This window comes from Mycobacterium sp. Aquia_213, from assembly GCF_026625985.1.
Taxonomy (GTDB): domain Bacteria; phylum Actinomycetota; class Actinomycetes; order Mycobacteriales; family Mycobacteriaceae; genus Mycobacterium.
Genome location: NZ_CP113116.1, coordinates 1,392,157 through 1,411,185, shown reverse-complemented (window position 1 = coordinate 1,411,185; position 19,029 = coordinate 1,392,157). Strand labels below are relative to the sequence as shown.

At 67.0% G+C, this 19,029-nt stretch carries 16 protein-coding genes; 10 read left to right on the top strand and 6 right to left on the bottom strand.

The features are described 5' to 3' along the window. Positions 1 to 314: 314 nt before the first annotated feature. Together LMQ14_RS06785 and LMQ14_RS06780 are read right to left on the bottom strand one after the other, a co-directional pair. On the bottom strand, positions 315 to 1,733 hold the full coding sequence (locus tag LMQ14_RS06785) for an acyl-CoA synthetase (protein WP_267734016.1): 1,419 nt from the start codon (positions 1,731 to 1,733) through the stop codon (positions 315 to 317). A 36-nt stretch (positions 1,734 to 1,769) separates the two neighbouring features. Continuing rightward, entirely contained in the window at positions 1,770 to 2,678 is a 909-nt protein-coding gene (locus LMQ14_RS06780; RefSeq protein WP_267734015.1) for an alpha/beta fold hydrolase, read from the bottom strand. A gap of 104 nt (positions 2,679 to 2,782) precedes the next feature. Here LMQ14_RS06780 and LMQ14_RS06775 point away from each other — a divergent pair, with 104 nt between their 5' ends. Further along, positions 2,783 to 3,958: a cytochrome P450 gene (locus LMQ14_RS06775; protein ID WP_267734014.1), complete on the top strand. Its 1,176-nt coding sequence runs from the start codon at positions 2,783 to 2,785 to the stop codon at positions 3,956 to 3,958. Here LMQ14_RS06775 and LMQ14_RS06770 read toward each other — a convergent pair. Continuing rightward, the gene (locus tag LMQ14_RS06770) at positions 3,955 to 6,189 is read right to left on the bottom strand and encodes a CaiB/BaiF CoA transferase family protein (RefSeq protein ID WP_267734013.1); all 2,235 of its coding nucleotides are present in this window, start codon (positions 6,187 to 6,189) and stop codon (positions 3,955 to 3,957) included. The genes LMQ14_RS06775 and LMQ14_RS06770 overlap by 4 nt on opposite strands. Then, positions 6,186 to 7,655 carry an aldehyde dehydrogenase family protein gene (locus LMQ14_RS06765; protein WP_267734012.1) on the bottom strand — a complete coding sequence of 490 codons (1,470 nt, stop codon included), beginning with the start codon at positions 7,653 to 7,655 and terminating at the stop codon, positions 6,186 to 6,188. Before LMQ14_RS06765 ends, LMQ14_RS06770 begins: the two co-directional genes overlap by 4 nt. A 210-nt stretch (positions 7,656 to 7,865) precedes the next feature. On the opposite strand from LMQ14_RS06765, the gene LMQ14_RS06760 reads away from it, so the two are divergent. From LMQ14_RS06760 to LMQ14_RS06725, 8 genes are all read left to right on the top strand, one after another. Continuing rightward, positions 7,866 to 9,068: a cytochrome P450 gene (locus LMQ14_RS06760; protein ID WP_267734011.1), complete on the top strand. Its 1,203-nt coding sequence runs from the start codon at positions 7,866 to 7,868 to the stop codon at positions 9,066 to 9,068. 3 nt (positions 9,069 to 9,071) lie between these two features. Continuing rightward, positions 9,072 to 10,277 carry an acyl-CoA dehydrogenase family protein gene (locus tag LMQ14_RS06755; protein WP_267734010.1) on the top strand — a complete coding sequence of 402 codons (1,206 nt, stop codon included), beginning with the start codon at positions 9,072 to 9,074 and terminating at the stop codon, positions 10,275 to 10,277. Between the two features lie 77 nt (positions 10,278 to 10,354). After that, positions 10,355 to 10,825, top strand: a complete 471-nt coding sequence (locus tag LMQ14_RS06750; protein WP_420714666.1) for a MaoC family dehydratase — start codon at positions 10,355 to 10,357, stop codon at positions 10,823 to 10,825. Continuing rightward, on the top strand, positions 10,822 to 11,217 hold the full coding sequence (locus tag LMQ14_RS06745) for a Zn-ribbon domain-containing OB-fold protein (protein WP_267734008.1): 396 nt from the start codon (positions 10,822 to 10,824) through the stop codon (positions 11,215 to 11,217). Before LMQ14_RS06750 ends, LMQ14_RS06745 begins: the two co-directional genes overlap by 4 nt. 7 nt (positions 11,218 to 11,224) lie before the next feature. After that, on the top strand, positions 11,225 to 12,325 hold the full coding sequence (locus LMQ14_RS06740; RefSeq protein WP_267734007.1) for an acyl-CoA dehydrogenase family protein: 1,101 nt from the start codon (positions 11,225 to 11,227) through the stop codon (positions 12,323 to 12,325). An 11-nt stretch (positions 12,326 to 12,336) separates the two neighbouring features. Next, positions 12,337 to 12,792, top strand: coding sequence for a MaoC family dehydratase (locus LMQ14_RS06735; protein ID WP_267734006.1), 456 nt, complete (start codon positions 12,337 to 12,339; stop codon positions 12,790 to 12,792). After that, on the top strand, positions 12,789 to 13,964 hold the full coding sequence (locus LMQ14_RS06730; RefSeq protein ID WP_267734005.1) for a lipid-transfer protein: 1,176 nt from the start codon (positions 12,789 to 12,791) through the stop codon (positions 13,962 to 13,964). The genes LMQ14_RS06735 and LMQ14_RS06730 overlap by 4 nt, the downstream gene beginning before the upstream one ends. Positions 13,965 to 13,987: 23 nt before the next feature. Beyond that, complete coding sequence (locus LMQ14_RS06725) at positions 13,988 to 14,602, top strand: TetR/AcrR family transcriptional regulator (protein ID WP_267734004.1); 615 nt, start codon at positions 13,988 to 13,990, stop codon at positions 14,600 to 14,602. Positions 14,603 to 14,697: 95 nt separating this feature from the next. Here the strand turns inward: LMQ14_RS06725 and LMQ14_RS06720 are convergent, their stop codons facing one another. Both LMQ14_RS06720 and pruA read right to left on the bottom strand, forming a co-directional pair. Further along, on the bottom strand, positions 14,698 to 15,666 hold the full coding sequence (locus LMQ14_RS06720; RefSeq protein ID WP_267734003.1) for a proline dehydrogenase family protein: 969 nt from the start codon (positions 15,664 to 15,666) through the stop codon (positions 14,698 to 14,700). Continuing rightward, positions 15,666 to 17,297 (bottom strand): L-glutamate gamma-semialdehyde dehydrogenase, encoded by a 1,632-nt coding sequence (gene pruA / locus LMQ14_RS06715; protein WP_267734002.1) that lies wholly within the window; start codon positions 17,295 to 17,297, stop codon positions 15,666 to 15,668. The genes LMQ14_RS06720 and pruA overlap by 1 nt, the downstream gene beginning before the upstream one ends. A gap of 84 nt (positions 17,298 to 17,381) precedes the next feature. Here pruA and LMQ14_RS06710 point away from each other — a divergent pair, with 84 nt between their 5' ends. After that, entirely contained in the window at positions 17,382 to 18,977 is a 1,596-nt protein-coding gene (locus LMQ14_RS06710) for a PucR family transcriptional regulator (RefSeq protein ID WP_267734001.1), read from the top strand. Positions 18,978 to 19,029 lie beyond the last annotated feature (52 nt).

Sequence of the window (19,029 nt, the reverse complement as noted above, 5' to 3'; positions counted from 1 at the left end):
GAAAGGCTTTGGCCGCGCACCTCATCCGCACTGTCGACACGCCGGCCCAACCGGTCAGCAGACATCACCCGCATATCGGGCGGCGAAGGCATACCGCATCGCCTGTGCCTGTTGCCCGGCCAGGTTCGCGACGACAAGTATCTCGTCCGCGAGCTCCGAGGCGGTCATCTCCGCTCGTGGTCGCCGTCACCGAGACCGTCTCGGCAGGGTTGGTCACCGTGGCCAGCGTCCGGGATATCTCGTCGTCCTCGTCGCGTGCGTCCTCGGTCTGCGCGCTGAGGGCGGCCTAACGTCACCTCCGCAAACGCGTGAGTTCAGCCCTCGGACAGCAACTGCTTCTTGACGACCTTGCCCATCGCGTTGCGCGGCAAGGCGTCCACGAGCCGCACCTCGCGTGGTCGTTTGTGTATCGAAAGATCTTGGGCGACAAAGTTAATCAGTTCGTCGGTGTTGAGATCCGACGCACCGACGACGAACGCGACGATGCGCTGGCCCAGGTCGTCGTCGGGCATGCCGACCACGGCTGCTTCCTGCACGCCCGGATGCCCGAGTAGTGACGTCTCGATTTCGCCTGCGCCAATGCGGTATCCGCCCGATTTGATCAGGTCAACCGATTCACGGCCCACGATGCGATGCATCCCCGCGGCGTCGATCACCGCGACGTCGCCGGTGTGGTACCAACCGTCGGCATCGACAACCTCGGCGGTGGCCTCCGGCCGATTCAGGTATCCGTCGAACAGGGTCGGACCCCGAACATGAAGCTTTCCAACGGTTTCCCCGTCTTGCACGACGGGATTGCCGGCGTCGTCGAGGAGTCTGGTCTCGACCCCGGCCAGCGGCAGGCCGACCCAGCCCGGGCGGCGCTCACCGTCGGCTCGCGTCGACACCGTGATCAACGACTCCGAGGCGCCGTAGCGTTCGATGGGCCGGTGCCCGGTCACCTGTTCCAGCCGGTCGAACACCGGGACCGGCAACGCCGCGCTACCGGACACCAGCAGCCGGGCCGACCGCAGTGTCTCGGCGGCCGCCTGATCGGCAGCCACCCGCGACCACACCGTCGGCACCGCGAAGTACAGGGTGCCACGGGCCTGGGCATAGCCGGCCGGGGTCGGTTTCCCGGTGTGTACGAACCGATTTCCGACCCGCAACGATCCGAGCAGGCCCAGCACCAACCCGTGGATGTGGAACAGCGGCAACCCGTGCACCAGCACGTCGTCGGGCGTCCACTGCCAGGCCTGCGCCAGCGCATCGATATCGGCGGCGATCGCCCGGCGGCTGACGACCACGCCCTTGGGCGCCCCCGTGGTGCCCGAGGTGTAGATGACCATGGCGGTGGACTCGGGCGCCGGCTCGGGGTAGCGGTGCCAGGACCGGGCGTGCAGTCGCACCGGGATGTGCGCCAAGCCCTCCAGCGCCGAGTCTTCGGAGGGCGCTGCCCCTAACCAGGCCTGCGCGCCGGAGTCGGTCACCATGTGCCGGCGTTCGGCCGCGCCGACATCGGAAGGCACCGGGACGAACGGGACGCCGGCGATCAGGCAGCCGGTGATCGCCAGCACGGTCGACACGCTCGGGGTGGCCAGGACCGCAACCCGGTGGGCGCCGGCGACGCGTTCGGCTACCGACGTCGCACCACCGACCAGGTCGCTGCGGCTTAACGTCGTGCCGTCGATCTTGACCGCATCGGGGATGTCGGTGGCGGTAACAGCAGCGGGGTTCAGCGATTCCAGCAGCACTTCAGCAGGTTACCGACACATGGCGGCAAGGTGTCGTCAGGCCTGCTCATCCCATATTTTCATCAGCGTGGCCAGGATCTCTTCGCCGCGGCCCAACCCGGCGAGGTGGCTTTCGCCCGGCAGGACGAACAGTTCGCAGTCCGCCAGCATGGCCACCACGTGCTCGCCGTGGGCAAAGGGCACGATGTGGTCGCTGTCGCCATGCCACCAGCGGACCGGGACCTTGACCTCGTCGAGCCGGAATCCCCAGTCCTGGGTGAACAGGATGACGTCGTTGAACGGCGCCGCCAGCTGCTTGCGGCTGCCGTTGAGCAGATCGTCGAGGAACATGGCCCCGAACTCGGGCCGGGTGAGCAGCCGCCGGTCACCTTCGGGCGATATCGCGGCGTACAGAAACAGCGCGGTGTTCGCCACCGGACGGATCGACCGGACCAGCAAGCTGGCGCCGATCCGCAACGGATCACCGCCCAGGCGCAACAGCGGCGCCACCCGCTTGCCCAGGTTCATCAGGCCGCTGGTGATGCCTTCGTCGCCGAGGAACGGCGCGACGCCGCCGAGGATTCCGGCCGCCACCACCCGATCGGACAGCCGCGCGGCTGACGCGAGGGCGTACGGACCGCCGCCGGACAGGCCGATGACGGCCATCTTGTCGATGCCCAGAATGTCGGCAATTGTGCGCAGGTCGTCGGCGAAGGCGGCGATGTTCTCGTAGAGGTGCGGTGTCGACGAGCCGATTCCGGGGCGGTCCAGGCCGATCAACCGGATGCCGTGGTCTTCGGCGTAGACGCGGGCCTCGGTCGGGATCTGCCGGCGGGCACCTGGTGTGCCGTGCAGCCAGAACACCGCCCGTCCCTGCGGGTCACCGAATTCCGCGAACCCGATTTGGCGGTCCTCGCCGACCGCGACGTTTCCTTCTAGCTTTGGGCGGGCGATTTCGAAGACCATGTCAGCAGCTTGGCATGTGACGTGCGGTTTACCAAAGGCTCACCCGGGCGTCCCGGACGCGTTCGACTTATAGTGCTGCTGGACCGGGCCAGGGAGGCTTTGCCATGCAGACGTCGTTTCCATTGCACTCCCCCGACTTCTACGCGGGCGATCCGTACCCCAGCTACCGAGAGCTGCGCGCGACCGCACCGGTGTGCTGGAACGACGTCACCAAGTTCTGGGCGCTGACGCGCTACGACGACATCCGCTTCGTGTCGACGAACCCGGCCCTGTTCACCTCCGGCCAGGGCATCAACATCCCAGCGCTGGGCATGCCCAACCCGGTGCAGGAGAGCAGCCTCATCTTCATGGACCCACCGCGGCACCGGCAGCTGCGCAAGTTGATCAACTGCGGATTCACCCGCCGCCTTGGCGTCCGGCTGGAACCGGCAATCCGCGAGATCGTCGACGAGATTCTGGACGGCATCCAGCCCGGCTCCGTGCACGACTTCGTCGAGACGATTGCCGCTCCCCTGCCAGCGCGCATGATCGCCGAGCTGCTCGGCGTTCGGCGCGACGACTGGGAGCAGTTCCGGGCCTGGACGGACGCGGTGATCGGAACTGCCGGCACGAACCGCGATCTCGACGCCTTCGAGACCGCCGGCCGGCTCTATCACTGCATCCGCGGGCTGATCGTCGCCAGCCGCACCGACGCCCGCGACGACGTGTTGTCGGTGCTGGCCGGCGCGGAGGCCGACGGGCGACGGCTCAGCGACGATGAGCTGCTTGACTTTTCGTTCCTGCTGCTGGCGTCCGGGAGCGAAACGACCCGCAGTCTGCTCGCGCTCGGCACGTGCGCGTTGATCGCGCACCCCGATCAACGCCGGCTGCTCGTCGAGGATCCGGCGCTGATCCCGGGCGCCGTCGAGGAGATGTTGCGTTGGACCAGCCCCGTGACCCACATGGCCCGCACCGCGACGGCCGAGGTCGAGATTCGCGGTCAGCGGATCGCCGCGGGCGACATGGTGGTGCTGCTGTACGGATCGGCCAACCGCGATGAGGACGTATTCGGTGCCGACGCAGAAGAATTCAGGGTGACCCGGAGCCCGAACCCGCACATTGCATTCGGCTGCGGTGAACACGCTTGTGTCGGCGCGCAATTAGCCCGCCTGACGGCGTCGGTGTTTTTCGGCGAGCTGCTGGATCGCTTTCCCGATTTGGCACAGGCCGGCGAAGTGGACCGGATGCCGGCGACGATGTTGCCGCTGATAACACGCATGCCGGTGCGGTTCGGCAGCTAGGCGTTCAGCACCCGCTCGCCGATCACCCGCTGATCACGCAGTTCGGCCACCTCAGCGTCGGAAAGGCCTAGACCGCACAAGATTTCGGTGTTGTGCTGTCCGAGGGTGGGCGTCGCGGCGCGGTGGTGGCGATCCGGCCCAGGGACGATGCGAAACGGCCAGCCGGGATAGCGGTGCGAGCCGGTGATCGGATGTTCGAACTCTTCGTAGTAGCCGCGCGCGTCGAGCTGGGCCCCGATGAATTCGGGGTCATACATCTGCTCGCTGGTGATCACCCGTTCCACCGGAATGCCTTGATCACGAAGGGTTTTCAAGACAACCGTGGGCTGCTGCGTCCGAGTCCAGCCGGCGACCAGCTCGTCGAACACGTCGTGGTCGAGGGTCCCGTCGTCGGGCAACGACAGCGCCACCCAGACACCGTCCTCGGCGGTCGGAAAGACGCCCTGCAGGTAGCCGCGTTGACGGTTACCCTCGCGCGGACGCACGACACCATTCATCGAATACTCGATCACCGGTTCGGCGGTCACGCATGCGGCAACCTCGATCTGGGCCACCTCGATCAGTCGGCCCTCCCCGGTGCGGCGCCGGTGCTGGAGTGCGGCCAGCAGCGCGACGCCGGCGTGCACGCCGACGACGGGATCGGCGGGTCCCTGCGGATTGCACGGCGGCCCGTCCGCGTAGCCGGTGGCCGCCGACATCCCCGCGGTCTGCTCGAAGTTCAGCGCCCAGCCGACGTAGTCGCGCCAAGGGCCGTGCAAGCCGAAACCCGGCATCCGGACCACGATCACGTCGGGCCTCAGCGCTACCAGCGACTCGTAGTCCAGGCCGAACTGCTCCATCACTCGCGGTGAGAAGTTCTCCACCACGACGTCGGCCGCAGCGGCGAGTCGGCGCGCGATCTCCAGCCCGCGCCGCGAAGTCAGGTCGAGCGTGAGGTCTCGCTTGTTGAGGTTGGTGGCCTGCCATAGCCCGCTGCGCTCGTACCAGTCGTCGCCCTCGAAAGGGAACGCGCCCGAGTAACGAAAACCGTCGGGCCGCTGGATGGACTCCACCTTGACGATGTCGGCACCGAACGCGCCCAGGTAGCAGGTCAGATAGGCCCCGGCCCAAAAGGTGCTCAGGTCGAGCACCTTCAGTCCGGCAAACGGCAATTCCTCGGGCGGCGGGCAAGGCGTCGGATCAGGCTGTGCCACAGCACTTTTAGTGAACCGAAAAGCCTGTCCCGGGCGTTGGAATGACCAGCCCTGCGCACCGCCTTCGACAAAGAAGCCGCGCTCGGCGTATTGCGGGCAGTCCAGCACCGTGGCGCCGTCGTTGACCGGGGCGGCCGGAATGCGCAGCGCCTGGCTCAGTTCGACGATCTCGGCAACGGGTTGCTCAGCGAGCAACGGTTCTGCCCGCGCGTAGAACTCCGCGCGTTCGGGGCCGCCCAGCATGATCGCGATCTGGTGCTCGGCGAACTCGGGCAGGCCCAGCATCGCGCACACGTCGAGCCAGTGCTGACCGGTCAGGCAGTTGATCCCCACCCAGCCGTCGGCGGCGCGGACCACGCCCAGCATGGGTGCCCCGCGCGCGTTGGTGGGCAAGCCGAGGCTGCGCATCTTCTGCGCCATCAGCATCGGATACGGCAGTGTCGACAACAACGCTTCGAGCTGCGAGACGTCCACTTCTCTGACGCGCCCCGCGGGCGGCAGTCGCAGCGCGGTCAGCGCACCCAGCGCGCCGTAGGCGCCGGCGACGTACTCCGCGATGCGGGCACCCACCTGCACCGGAGGGCGGTCCGGATCCCGCGCACTGATCCAGCCCGACGCGGCCTGCAGGGTCAGCGGCGTAGCGGCCCGATCCCGCCATGGGCCGGACCGCCCGAAGTGAGAAATGCGCAGCAGCAACAGGTTTGGATTGATGCTGGTCAGGCTGTCGATGTCGAATCCCCAGCTGTCCAGCGTTCCCGGCGGAAGATTCTCGACGAGCACGTCGGCCCGCGCGATCAGGTCGCGGGCGTCGGCCAAAGCCGCGATTCGCTTGCCGGCGTTGAGGTACTCGAACAGGCCGCAGCGTTGCGGGTCGGGCACGCCGTTCGGAAACGGCCCCCAGCGGCGCAGCGGATCCCCGGCGGGCGACTCGATCTTGGTGACCTCGGCGCCGAGATCCACGAACAGCTTTGCGGCGTACGGACCTGAGATCTCTTCCGCGATTTCGACGACGTGCAGCCCGGCAAGGGGTCCCGTCACGCGGGAAGACCGATGGCCATCGGTTCCATGTACTGGTGTATGCCGCCGATGCCACCGCCCTCACGGCCCAATCCGCTGAGTTTGAAGCCGCCGAACGGCGCGCCACCCGGACTGGCACCGTTGACGGCGACCTGCCCGGTCCGGATGCGACGCGCAACACGAACGGCACGATCCACGTCACCACCCCACACCGCGCCGGAAAGTCCGTACTGCGAATTGTTCGCGATCGCGATGGCGTCCTCGTCGTCGCGATAGCGCAGCACGGTCATCACCGGACCGAACACTTCCTCTTGCGCGATAGTCGAATTCGGCTCGACACCGGACAGAATCGTCGGCTCGAAGTAGAAGCCGGAGTCCAGGCCGGACGGACGCCGGCCGCCGGTCACCAGCGTGGCGCCGTCGTTGCAGGCGCCGGCGACGTGGGCCTCGACCCGATCCCGTTGCGCCGCGCTGATCAGCGGACCCATCTGCACCTCGGGATCGGTGGGGTCGCCGACCTTGACCGCGCGGGCCAATGCGGCGAGCCGATCGACGACGTCGTCGTGCAGCGAATCGGGAAGCAGCAGCCGGCTGTGCAGGATGCAGGCCTGCCCGGCGTGCAGCGAGCAGCCGTCGAACAGCATCTGCTGCAGCATGTCGTCGGTGATCTCGGTGTCGTCGAGGACGATGCTCGCCGACTTGCCGCCCAGCTCCAGCAGGATTCTTTTCATCGTGTCCCCGGCGGCAGACATGACCTGACGACCGACCACCGAGCTGCCGGTGAAGCTGACCATGTCGATCCGCGGATCGGTGGTGAGCAGTTTGGCCGCCTCGACGCCCGACGGTGTGACCACGTTGACGACACCCGGTGGTATGTCGGTGTATTCGTCGATGATCCGCGCGAGGGCAAGCCCGGCCAGCGGCGTCAGCGGTGAAGGCTTGAGCACCACGGTGTTTCCCGCGGCGAGGGCGTGATTTAGCTTCATGACGTTGAGACAGTGCGGGAAATTCCACGGCGTCAGCACCGACACCACGCCCAGCGGTTCGTGGCGCAGCACCGTGGTTCCCGCGCCCATCCCGCTGACCTCTTGGTCGGTCAGCTGGGTGGCGAGCTGGGCGGCGTACATCGACATGAACCCGGCGCCGTCGATCTGCATCATGCGCTCGTTCGATACGCAGCCCCACTCCGCCTGAGACAGCGCGAAGAAGTCGTCGGCGTGCTTCATCAGCGCATCGCCCAGCTGGCTGAGACAGCCGGCGCGCTGCTCGGCACTCATCGTGCCCCACGGTCCGCTGTCGAAGGCACGCCGCGCGGCCGCGATCGCATCGCCGACCTGCGCGACACTCGCGTCGGGCGCGGTGGCGATGATCTGCTCGCTGGCCGGCGAGATGTCGTCGTAGCGACCATCGACGGGATCGACCCAGTTGCCGTCGATATAGAGCTGGTAGGTGTCGACAAGAGTTTTCGGAGTTTGTAGCTCGGTCATCTGCATCCTCACCGACGGTCGGTCATCTAAACACCTGGTGTACACCCATGCACCTGTGACGTCAATCACCAATCTCGTGAATTCCCGGCTATTACACCGCGTTGCGGACGTATTGACAGGGTCGGGCAGCTCAGAGTAGACACAACGTCGCAGGACACATTGCGGCAATATGTCGGATTGCGATCCCGCCGGAGCTCCAGGAGGCTGGCCGTGCAGACTCATCCGCCGCTGCGCTCGCCGAGTTTTCCGCTGCACTCTCCCGACTTCTATGCGGGCGATCCCTACCCGGCCTACCGGGAACTGCGCGCGAGCGCGCCGGTGTGCTGGAACGACGTCACCAACTTCTGGGCACTGCTGAAGTACGAGGACGTCCGCTTCGTGTCGAGCAACCCGGCCCTGTTCACCTCCACGCAGGGCATCACGATCCCCGATCCGCATCTGCCCAACCCGGTGCAGCAGGGCAGCCTCATCTTCACCGACCCGCCGCGGCACCGGCAGATGCGCAAGCTGATCAACGCGGGATTCACCCGGCGCCGAGTGTCGGTGCTCGAGCCGAAGATCCGCGAGATCGTCGCGGGCATTCTCGACGGCATCGAGCCGGGTTCGGTGCACGAGTTCGCCGAACAGATCGCCGCTCCCCTGCCCACCCGGATGATCGCCGAGTTGATCGGCGCCCCGCCCGACGACTGGGAGCAATTCCGGGCCTGGTCGGATGCGGCCACCGGGACGGCCGATCCGGAGATCGAGCTCGACCCCTCGGTGGCGGCCGGGCAACTCTACGAGTACTTCCAGCAGCTGATCGCCGCGCGGCGCAGCCAACCGCGCGACGATCTGCTGTCGGTGTTGGCCGACGCCGAGATCGACGAGGAACGACTCACCGACGAAGACCTGCTCAACTTCGCGTTCCTGTTGCTGGTCGCCGGTAACGAAACCACCCGCAATCTGATCGCGCTCGGCACGCTGGCGCTGATCGCCCACCCCGAACAGCGCCGCCTGCTGGTCGAGGACCCGACGCTGATCCCGGCCGCCGTCGAGGAGATGTTGCGGTGGAACAGCCCGGTGGTGCATATGGCACGCACCGCCACGGCGGACGTCGAGATTCGCGGTCAGCAGATCCGCGCGGGCGAGGTCGTGGTGATGCTGTACGGCTCGGCGAACCGGGACGAGGACATATTCGGTCCCGACTCCGAAGAATTCAAAGTGACCCGGCATCCGAACCCGCACATCGCGTTCGGTTGTGGTGAACATTCCTGTATCGGTGCGCAATTGGCACGCCTGGAGGCCACGGTCATGTTCGACGAGCTGCTGCGGCGCTTCCCCACGATCGAGCTGGCGGGTGAGGTGGACCGGATGCGGGCCACGATGGTGCCCGGGGTGAAACGCATGCCGGTGCGACTCGGGACGGGCCACTGAGCAATGCAACTCGAGTACACACCCGAGCAGGAACAGCTACGCGCCGAGATCCGCAGCACGCTGGAACAGGTGATGACACCCGAGCGCGCCGACGCGATCAAGGACCGGATCGAGGGCGGCCCGGCGGTGCGGGAGTGCGTGCGCGCCCTGGCCGCGGCAGACCTGCTCGGCGTCGGCTGGCCCAAAGAGTATGGCGGACGGGGCTTCTCGGCGATAGAGCAGTTCATCTTCTCCGAGGAGGCGCGCCGCGTCGACGCTCCGATCCCGCTGGTGACGCTCAACACGGTCGGGCCGACCCTGATGCAGTGCGGCACCGAGGAACAGAAGCAGAGGTTTCTGCCGTCGATTCTCGACGGCAGCATCGAATTCGCGATCGGCTATTCCGAGCCCGGGGCCGGCAGCGACCTGGCTTCGGTGCGCACGACCGCGGTGCGCGACGGCGACGACTACGTGATCAACGGGCAGAAGATGTTCACCAGCGGCGCCGCGTACGCCGACTACATCTGGCTGGCCGCCCGCACCGACCCGAATGCCAAGAAGCACAAGGGGATTTCGATCCTGATCGTGCCCACGTCGTCGCCGGGCTTCTCCTGGCAGCCGCTGCACACCATGCCGGGCATCTCCACCTTCTACACGTTCTACGACGACGTGCGGGTCCCGGCGAGCGCGCTGGTCGGCGGCGAGAACCAAGGCTGGCAGCTGATCACCACGCAGCTGAACTTCGAGCGCGCGGCCCTGGGCAATCTCGGTGCGCTCGAGCCACTGTTCGAGAAGACCCTGGACTGGGCCCGTAACACCGAGCTCGACGATGGGCGCGTCATCGACCAGCCGTGGGTTCGGCTGACACTGGCCCGGGTCGAAGCGCAGGTCGCCGCGTACAAACTGGTCAACATGCGGGTCAATGCGGCGATGACGAAGGGCGTGCTCAACATGGGCGAGGCCTCGGCCGCCAAGGTGTTCGGCACCGAGCTCACCCAGCTGGTCGCCCGCCAATTGCTGGAAGTGCTGGACCACAACGGATTACGTCGGGGCAACGACGCGCCGCTGCGCGGGGCGCTGGAGTCCGCGTACCGGTTCGCGGTCATCAACACGTTCGGCGGCGGGGCCAACGAGATTCAACGTGACATCATCGCCATGGCGGGATTGGGCATGCCGCGAGCACCTCGTGACCTTCGGGCCACAGAACAGTCAGGAGGATCCAGCAAGTGACCAACCAAGATCCCGAGTTCCTCGCCAAATTGCGGGGGCTCGTCAATCAGCCCACCGGGGGTAGTGGAAAGCCCACCGTGGCACCGGATCCGGTGAACCAGCCGATGATCCGGCATTGGGCCTACGCGCTCGACGACATGAACCCGGTTTACCTCGATCCGGAATTCGCGGCCGCGTCGCGGTTCGGCGGCATCGTGTCGCCGCCGGTCATGTTGCAGACCTGGACGATGCCGTCGCCGAAGCTGGAGGGGATCGGCGAGCGCGGTGGCGCGCCGATGGAAATCAAGGACAACCCCACGGCGTTCCTCGACGACGCCGGATACAGCAGCACGGTGGCGACCAACTCGGAATTCGAGATCGAACGCTATCCCCGGCTGGGCGACGTGATCAGCGCGACGTCGGTGTTCGAGGAAGTCTCCGACGAGAAGAAGACCGCTAAGGGATCCGGCTTCTTCCTGACCTGGGTGATCACCTACTCCGATCAAAACGGCGACGTGCTGGGGCGGCAGCGATTCCGGGTGCTGCGCTTCAAGCCGGCGAACTCATGAGCACCCGGCTGGCACCGGCCATCAGTCCGGACACCGAGTTCTTCTGGAACGGGCTGCGCGAGCACAAGCTGCTGATCCAGCGCTGCAAGGGATGCGCGACGCTGCGCAATCCCGCGCGGCCGATGTGCCCCAACTGCCGTTCGCTGGAGTGGGAGGCCATCGAAGCGTCGGGCCGCGGCACCGTCTACAGCTACGTGATGCCGCACGAACCCAAGTTCCCGTTCTTCGAGTACCCCTACATCGTGGTGCTGGTGGAGCTCGCCGAGGGGGTGCGGCTGGTGTCGAACCTGTGCGAGGTCGACCCCGCAGACGTCACGGTCGGAATGCCGGTCGAGGTCTTCTACCAGAGCTTCGAAGACCTTGTGCTGCATCAGTTCCGGCCCAGCGCCTAGGTACCTCATGGACTTCACCTTCACCGAAGAACAAGAGACCATCGGCAAGTTGGCCCGCGAGGTGTTCGAGCGCCGCGCCACCCCCGAGCGACTCACGGAACTCGAAGCCGGCGCGACCCGCTACGACGCCGCACTCTGGAAAGAGCTCGCGGCCGTCGACCTGCTGGGCACCGGATTGCCGGAATCGCTGGGCGGCTCCTGCGCTGCCGGCGACGGCTTCGTGGAACTCGGCGTGTTGCTGGCCGAGGTGGGCTGGAGCGTGGCCCCGGTGCCGGCCTACGCGACCTTGGTGCTGGGCGCGGACCCGATCGCCCGGCACGGGAATCCGGAGCAACAACAACGGTTCCTGCCCGGCGTCATCTCCGGAACTCGCATCTTGACCGCCGGGCTGCAAGAACCTGGCCGCTCGGACCCGATGAGACCGGCCACCAAAGCCGTTCGCGACGGCCAGAACTGGCGGCTGGGCGGGGTCAAAGAGCTGGTGCCGGCCGCCCAGCTCGCCGACACCGTGCTGGTGCCCGCCACCACCGACGACGGGCAGGTGAGCCTGTTCCTGCTGCCCTGCGATGCCCCCGGCGTCGAGATCCGGCCGGTAGCGACGACCAGCCGCGAACCGCATGCGGATGTATTCCTTGACGGGGCAACCGTTTCCGCGATCGACCGGCTCGACGGCCCAATCGAATCGCTCTACACCCGGGCCTTGGTCGGGCTGTGCGCGATTCAGCTCGGCGTCGCGGATCGGGCCTTACACATCGCCGCGGAATACACCAGCGGGCGTGAGCAATTCGGACGACCGATCGGCAGCTTCCAGGCCGTGCAGCAGCGGCTGGCCGACGCCTTCATCGATGTCGAAGCGATGCGTTGGACCACCTGGCACGCGGCCTGGCTGATCGCCAACGGACGCCCCGCCGAGCGGGCAGCGCGCATCGCGAAGTTCTGGGCAGCCGACGCCGGTGCTCGCGTCGCGTCCACCACGCAGCACGTTCACGGCGGCATCGGGATCGACATCACCTATCCCCTGCACCGCTATTTCCTCTGGGCCAAGCACAACGAGCTCACTCTTGGCTCCGCCCCCGCGCAGCTGGCCGGTATCGGCAGCACCTACTGAGAAGGAAACCGATGACGACGACCGCAAATCGCACCACCACCTTGAAGTGGGCCGACATCACCGTCGGCGACGAGGTCAGCCCGCTCGAAATCCCAATCACCACAACGATGATCGTGGCCGGCGCGATCGCCTCGCGTGACTTCATGCCGGTGCACCACGATGTCGAATACGCCAAGAAGCAGGGCTCGCCCAATCTGTTCATGAACATCCTGACCACCAATGGGTATTGCGTGCGCTTCCTCACCGACTGGGCCGGCCCCGAAGCGATGGTCAAGAATCTGTCGATTCGCCTGGGCGTGCCGTGCTTCCCCGACGACCCGCTGCGCTTCACCGGCAGCGTGACCGGCAAGACCGAAGGGACGGGCAGCGAGAACTTCGTCGAGGTCACCTTCAGGGGCTCCAACAGCCTCGGCGACCATGTCTCGGGCACCGCGATCCTCAGTCTGCTCGACGGGGCCGGCGCATGAGTCGCAGTTCTTTCCTGCCCGGCGCTGCTGCGATCGTCGGGATCGGCCAGACCGAGTTCTCCAAGGAATCCGGGCGCAGCGAACTGCAATTGGCGTGCGAAGCGGTCAGCGCCGCGCTCGACGATGCGGGCCTGGCGCCCGGCGACGTCGACGGCATGGTCACCTTCTCGATGGACTCCAGCGACGAGATCGACATCGCCCGAAATGTGGGCATCGGCGACCTCAGCTTCTTTTCCCGCGTGCATCACGGCGGCGGCGCGGCGTCCGGCACTGTCGTGCATGCGGCGATGGCCGTCGCAACCGGTGTCGCCGATGTGGTGGTGTGCTGGCGAGCCTTCAACGAACGCTCGGGATTCCGGTTCGGCGGCAGCGGACGCAGCATGGGGGAGACCCCGCTGTTCATGGCGCACTACGCGCCATTCGGATTGCTCACTCCCGCAGCGTGGGTCGCGATGCACGCTCAGCGCTACATGTCCACCTATGGGGTCACCAACGAGGATTTCGGCCGCGTCGCCGTCGTCGACCGCAAGCACGCCGCGACGAACCCCGACGCGTGGTTCTATCAGCGCCCGATCACACTGGAAGACCACCAGAAATCGCGCTGGATCGTCGAACCCGTTCTGCGACTGCTGGATTGCTGCCAGGAGAGCGACGGCGGTGTCGCGCTGGTGGTGACCAGTGCCGAACGCGCCCGCGACCTGAAGCAACCGCCGGCGATCATCACCGCCGCCGCGCAGGGTGCGGCGGCCAACGGGGAAATGATGACCAGTTACTACCGCGACGACATCACCGGGCTCCCGGAGATGGGCGTGGTCGCCGACCGGCTGTGGCGTGACTCGGGCCTGAAACCCCAGGACATCCAAACCGCGTTCATCTACGACCATTTCACGCCGTTCGTGTTCACTCAGCTCGAAGAGCTCGGCTTCTGCGGACGTGGCGAAGCCAAAGACTTCGCCACCGTGGAGCGGCTGTCGCTGGGCGGGGAATTCCCGATCAACACCAACGGTGGGCTGCTCGGCGAGGCCTACATCCACGGGATGAACGGCATCACCGAGGGCGTGCGCCAAGTCCGCGGCACGTCGTACAACCAGGTCGACAACGTCGAACACGTATTGGTCACCTCCGGCACCGGGGTGCCGACGAGTGGCTTGATTCTCGCGCCGGCCGGGTAAGCGCGTCGTAGAGGGGAGGGCAAATGACGGCTTCCGAGTTGGCCCAGGCGGCCGATACCCGCGAGCTCATCGTCGAGTCCGCGTTTTGGTGTTTCGGCAAGCAGGGCCTGCAGAAGGCGACGATCGTCGACATCGCCAAGCGGGCCGGGGTGTCCCGCAGCACCATCTACGAATACTTCAGCGACAAGGCCGCGATCATCGAGGCGTGCGCCGAGCATGCGTCGGAGTGGTTCTATCGCGAGATGTCCATGGCGATGGACGGGGCCGGCACGCTCGAGGACAAGCTTTGTTCGGCCGCGGTATTCGTGACGCAGGCACGACGGGTCATGGCCTCCGAGGAGTACTTCGACGAAGACGCGATCAGCCTGCTGCTGACCAAGGACGCGGCCGTACTGCTGCGTGAATGCGTGGACTTCCTCTCGCCCTATCTGTCGGCGGCCAAGCTGACCGGTGAGGTCCGCAAGGACCTGGACATCGAAGCCGCGGGCGAATGGTTCGCCCGGATCCTGTTCTCGCTGTTCAGTACTCCGTCGCCGATCCGGGATATGGACGATCCCGACGTCGTCACCGAGTTCGTCTGCGCGCACGTGGTGCGCGGGTTCGCCAGCGAGCGCCCGCGACCGCGCCGCGCCCAATAGCCGCGTCGGGCAAGCAAACCGCATCGAGTGTGCATTGACGCCGGCCTGGATGCACACTCACCACCCTGGGTGCACATTCAACGCCGCGGCGACACTCAGTGGCCGCGTTCGGCCAGCGCCCGCAGGAAAAACGTCAGGTTGGCGGGGCGTTCGGCGAGCCGGCGCATGAAGTAGCCGTACCACTGCGTGCCGAAGGGCACGTATACCCGGACGTGGTTGCCGGCATCGGCCAGTCGGCGCTGCTCGTCGTCGCGGATGCCGTACAGCATCTGGTATTCGAATCCGTCTGTACCACGGCCTGATTCGCTGAGCATGGCCGCAACCGCCTCGATAACCGCGGGGTCGTGCGAGGCGACCATCGGATACCCCGAGCCGGCCATCAGCACCCGCAGGCAGGCCAGATAGGAGTCGGTGACGTCGTCTCGACCGCGATAGGCCACCGACGCCGGCTCGTCGTAGGCGCCCTTGCAGAGCCGGATCCGGGCCCCGGACGCGGCGAATTCCCGGCAGTCGCCCAGCGTGCGCCTCAGGTAGGCTTGCAAAACCGTGCCCAGCCAAGGAAATTCGGCCCGCAGGTCGCGCACGATGGACAGCGTCGAATCGGTCGTGGTGTGGTTCTCGGCATCCACCGTCACCCACACACCCGCCCGTCCGGCGGCATCGCAGATCGACCAGGCGTTCTCCCGGGCGATCTTGCCTCCGTCGCGCCCCAGCGACTGCCCGAGCGCCGACAGCTTGACCGAGACCTCCAGCGGCCGGATGCCGTCACCCGCAGGATCGCCGAGCCGGCCCAGCGTCTCGATCAGGTCGAGGTAGATCCGCACGGCCGTATCGGCGCCGTCGGCGTCACAGACGTCCTCGCCCAGATAGTCGATGCTGACCAGGCGGCCCGACGCACGCAGGGCGGCAACGCTATTCAGCGCGGAGCCGATCGTCTCGCCGGGAACGAAGCGGTGCACCACCTTTCGGGTGACCGGCAGCCCTTCGGCGGCACGCCGCAAGCCCGGACGCCGGCTGGCGGCCATGATTGCGGGCCGCAGGGTGTTGGCGAAGACGCCGGCCATTAGTCGGACCCCATGTGTGGGTAGGTGTACTGCGTGGCCGGCACGAAGGTCTCCTTGATCGTGCGGGCCGACGTCCAGCGCAACAGATTCAGCACCGACCCGGCCTTGTCGTTGGTCCCCGAGCCGCGCGATCCGCCGAACGGCTGGCGCCCGACGACGGCGCCGGTGGGCTTGTCGTTGACGTAGAAGTTGCCGGCCGCATACCGCAACCGGTCCTGTGCGGTGAGCACGGCCTGGCGGTCGTCGGCGATCACCGCACCGGTCAACGCGTAGCGCGATCCGGTGTCGATCACGTCGAGGATGCGTTCGTAGGAATCGTCGGGGTAGACATGGACCGACAACAGCGGGCCGAAGTACTCGGTGGAAAACGCTTCGTCGGTAGGGTTGTCGGACAGCAGCACGGTCGGGCGGACGAAATAGCCGACGCTGTCGTCGTATTCGCCACCCACCGCGATCGTGACACCGGCCGCACCTTTGGCCCGTTCGATGGCGGCGACGTTCTTGTCGAACGCGCGCCGGTCGATCAGCGCGCCGCCGTAGTTGGTCAAATCGGTGATGTCGCCGTAGCTCAGTCCGGCCGTCGCGCCCAGGAAGTCGTCGCCCATGTGCTGCCATACCGAATGCGGGATGAACGCCCGCGACGCCGCCGAGCACTTCTGGCCCTGGTAGTCGAACGCTCCGCGAATCAGCGCTGTGCACAACACATCCGGGCGTGCCGACGCGTGCGCGACCACGAAGTCCTTACCGCCGGTCTCGCCGACCAGTCGCGGATAGCTCTGGTAGCGGCTGATATTGGTGCCCACCTGCTGCCACAGCTGCTGGAAGGTGGCCGTCGACCCGGTGAAGTGAATGCCGGCCAGTCGCGGATCGGCCAGTGCCACATCGGAAACCGCGAAGCCGTCGCCGGTGACCAGGTTGATCACCCCGGGCGGTAGTCCTGCGGCCTCGAGCAGCTGCATGGTCAGGTACGCCGATAGTGTCTGAGTGATCGACGGCTTCCACACCACGGTGTTGCCCATCAGCGCGGGCGCCGTCGGCAGGTTGCCCGCGATCGAGGTGAAGTTGAAAGGCGTGATCGCGTAGACGAATCCGTCCAGCGGGCGGTACTCGCTGCGGTTCCACTCCCCCGGTCCGCTGACTGGCTGCTGCGCCATGAGCTGACGCGCGAAGGCAACGTTGAAGCGCCAGAAGTCGATCTGCTCGCAGGGGGAATCGATCTCGGCCTGGTAGACGGACTTGGACTGGCCGAGCATCGTCGCTGCGGCGATCTTCTCCCGCCATGGGCCGGCCAGCAGGTCGGCGGCCCGCAGGAACACCGCGGCGCGCTCATCGAAAGGCAGTGCCGCCCATTCGTGCTTCGCGGCCATCGCGGCCTCGATGGCCGCCGTCGCGTCCGCGTGCCCGGCGTTGGTCAGGGTGCCCAGCGTCGCGGCGTGCCGGTGCGGCGCGACGACATCGATGCGTTCGCCGTCGCCCATCCGGTGTCTACCGCCGATGACATGGGGGAGTTCGATCTGATGGTCGGCCAGCCTGGCGAGTTCGACATGCAGGCGGGCGCGTTCGGGCGAGTGCGGGGCGTAGTCGTGGACCGGCTCGTTGACCGGTGTCGGCACCTGGGTGATCGCATCCATGCTGCTCAGGATCCTCGGCGCGGCGCCTCGTCTTATTGGCTGATCAGACAAGATATGCCAGTCGTTGTAGTAAAATCGGACAACATGCGGGTGCCTGGGGTTGGACTGGGTCAGCTGCTGCTCGCGCTGGATGCGACGCTAGTCAGCCTGGTCGACGCCCCGCGTGGCCTGGACCTGCCGGTGGGGTCGGCGGCGCTGATCGATTCCGACGACGTCCGGCTGGGCCTGGCCGCGGCCGCGGGCTCCGCCGATGTGTTCTTCCTGCTGGGGGTCAACGACGACGAGGCGCTGCGCTGGATCGACAAGCAGGCACGCGAGCGCGCGCCGGTGGCGATCTTCGCCAAGGAGCCGTCGACCGCGCTGGTGACCAAGGCCGTCGCGGTCGGGTCGGCGGTGGTGGCCGTCGAGCCACAAGCCCGCTGGGAGCGGCTGTACCAATTGGTCAACCACGTCCTGGAGCACCACGGGGATCGCGCCGATCCGACGGAAGACTCCGGCACCGATCTGTTCGGCTTGGCGCAGTCGCTGGCCGACCGCATCCACGGCATGGTCAGCATCGAGAACGCGCAGTCGCAGGTGCTCGCCTACTCTGCCTCCAACGACGAGGCCGACGAGCTGCGCCGGCTTTCCATCCTGGGCCGGGCCGGGCCGCCCGAACACCTGGAGTGGATCGGCCAATGGGGCATCTTCGATGCGCTGCGGGCTGGTGACGAGGTGGTCCGCGTCGACGAGCGCCCGGAGTTGGGTCTGCGTCCGCGGCTCGCGATCGGCATCTATCAGCGCCCGGCCGGGCCGCGGCGTCCGCCGGTGTTCGCCGGCACCATCTGGGTGCAACAGGGATCGGCGCCGCTGGCCGACGACGCCGAGGAGATCCTGCACGGCGCGGCGGTGCTGGCCGCCCGCATCATGTTTCGGCTGGCGGCCCGGCCGTCCACGCATTCGCGACGGGTGCAGCAGTTGCTCGGCCTGACCGACGGCGACCCGTCCGACGTGGCGGGGATCGCCCGCGAGCTGGGCCTGGCCGCCGACGGCACCGCCGCGCTGATCGCCTGGGACACCACCGGCACCGGATCGCGTCACGCGCGGCTGACCGACGTTTTGGCGTTGAGTGCCAGCGCTTTTCGTCGAGACGCGCAAATCGCGTCGCAGGGCTCGCGTGTGTATGTGCTGTTGCCCCAAACGTCGACGGCCCGGTCGGTCACGTCGTGGGTCCGCGGCACGATCGGCGCGTTGCGCACCGAGCTCGGTGTCGAACTGCGGGCCGCCATCGCGGCGCCGGTTGCCGGCCTGGCCGGGATCGCAGCGGCGCGCAGCGAGGTCGACCGCGTGCTCGATAGTGCTGAGCGACACCCGATTTCGATTGGTCAGGTGACCTCGCTGGCCGAAGCGCGCACCACCGTCTTGCTCGACGAGATCGTCACGACGGTCGGAGCCGACGAGCGGTTGGTCGATCCGCGGGTACGCGATCTGCGGGCGCAGGACCCGGTGCTGGCCGAAACGCTGCGGGTCTACCTGGACAGCTTCGGCGATGTCGGCATCGCCGCCCGGCGTCTGCAAGTACATCCGAACACGGTCCGCTATCGGGTGCGCCGAATCGAAAAGCTGCTGTCGACGTCACTGGGGGATCCCGAAGTGCGGCTGCTCTTTTCGCTGGGGCTACGGGTGTTGGAACGGGCATAGCCCGATCACCGACCGGCGCCGGAGCTTGACCCGCGCTCTCCGGGATGCGAAG

What these genes read in the sequence shown, in the direction of transcription:
- LMQ14_RS06755 (WP_267734010.1), top strand. Translation starts at nt 9,072, where the DNA reads ATGCAACTCGAGTACACACCCGAGCAGGAACAGCTACGCGCCGAGATC.
- LMQ14_RS06765 (WP_267734012.1), bottom strand. Translation starts at nt 7,655, where the DNA reads ATGACCGAGCTACAAACTCCGAAAACTCTTGTCGACACCTACCAGCTC.
- LMQ14_RS06710 (WP_267734001.1), top strand. Translation starts at nt 17,382, where the DNA reads ATGCGGGTGCCTGGGGTTGGACTGGGTCAGCTGCTGCTCGCGCTGGAT.
- LMQ14_RS06720 (WP_267734003.1), bottom strand. Translation starts at nt 15,666, where the DNA reads ATGGCCGGCGTCTTCGCCAACACCCTGCGGCCCGCAATCATGGCCGCC.
- LMQ14_RS06725 (WP_267734004.1), top strand. Translation starts at nt 13,988, where the DNA reads ATGACGGCTTCCGAGTTGGCCCAGGCGGCCGATACCCGCGAGCTCATC.
- LMQ14_RS06735 (WP_267734006.1), top strand. Translation starts at nt 12,337, where the DNA reads ATGACGACGACCGCAAATCGCACCACCACCTTGAAGTGGGCCGACATC.
- LMQ14_RS06780 (WP_267734015.1), bottom strand. Translation starts at nt 2,678, where the DNA reads ATGGTCTTCGAAATCGCCCGCCCAAAGCTAGAAGGAAACGTCGCGGTC.
- LMQ14_RS06730 (WP_267734005.1), top strand. Translation starts at nt 12,789, where the DNA reads ATGAGTCGCAGTTCTTTCCTGCCCGGCGCTGCTGCGATCGTCGGGATC.
- LMQ14_RS06745 (WP_267734008.1), top strand. Translation starts at nt 10,822, where the DNA reads ATGAGCACCCGGCTGGCACCGGCCATCAGTCCGGACACCGAGTTCTTC.
- LMQ14_RS06775 (WP_267734014.1), top strand. Translation starts at nt 2,783, where the DNA reads ATGCAGACGTCGTTTCCATTGCACTCCCCCGACTTCTACGCGGGCGAT.
- pruA (WP_267734002.1), bottom strand. Translation starts at nt 17,297, where the DNA reads ATGGATGCGATCACCCAGGTGCCGACACCGGTCAACGAGCCGGTCCAC.
- LMQ14_RS06740 (WP_267734007.1), top strand. Translation starts at nt 11,225, where the DNA reads ATGGACTTCACCTTCACCGAAGAACAAGAGACCATCGGCAAGTTGGCC.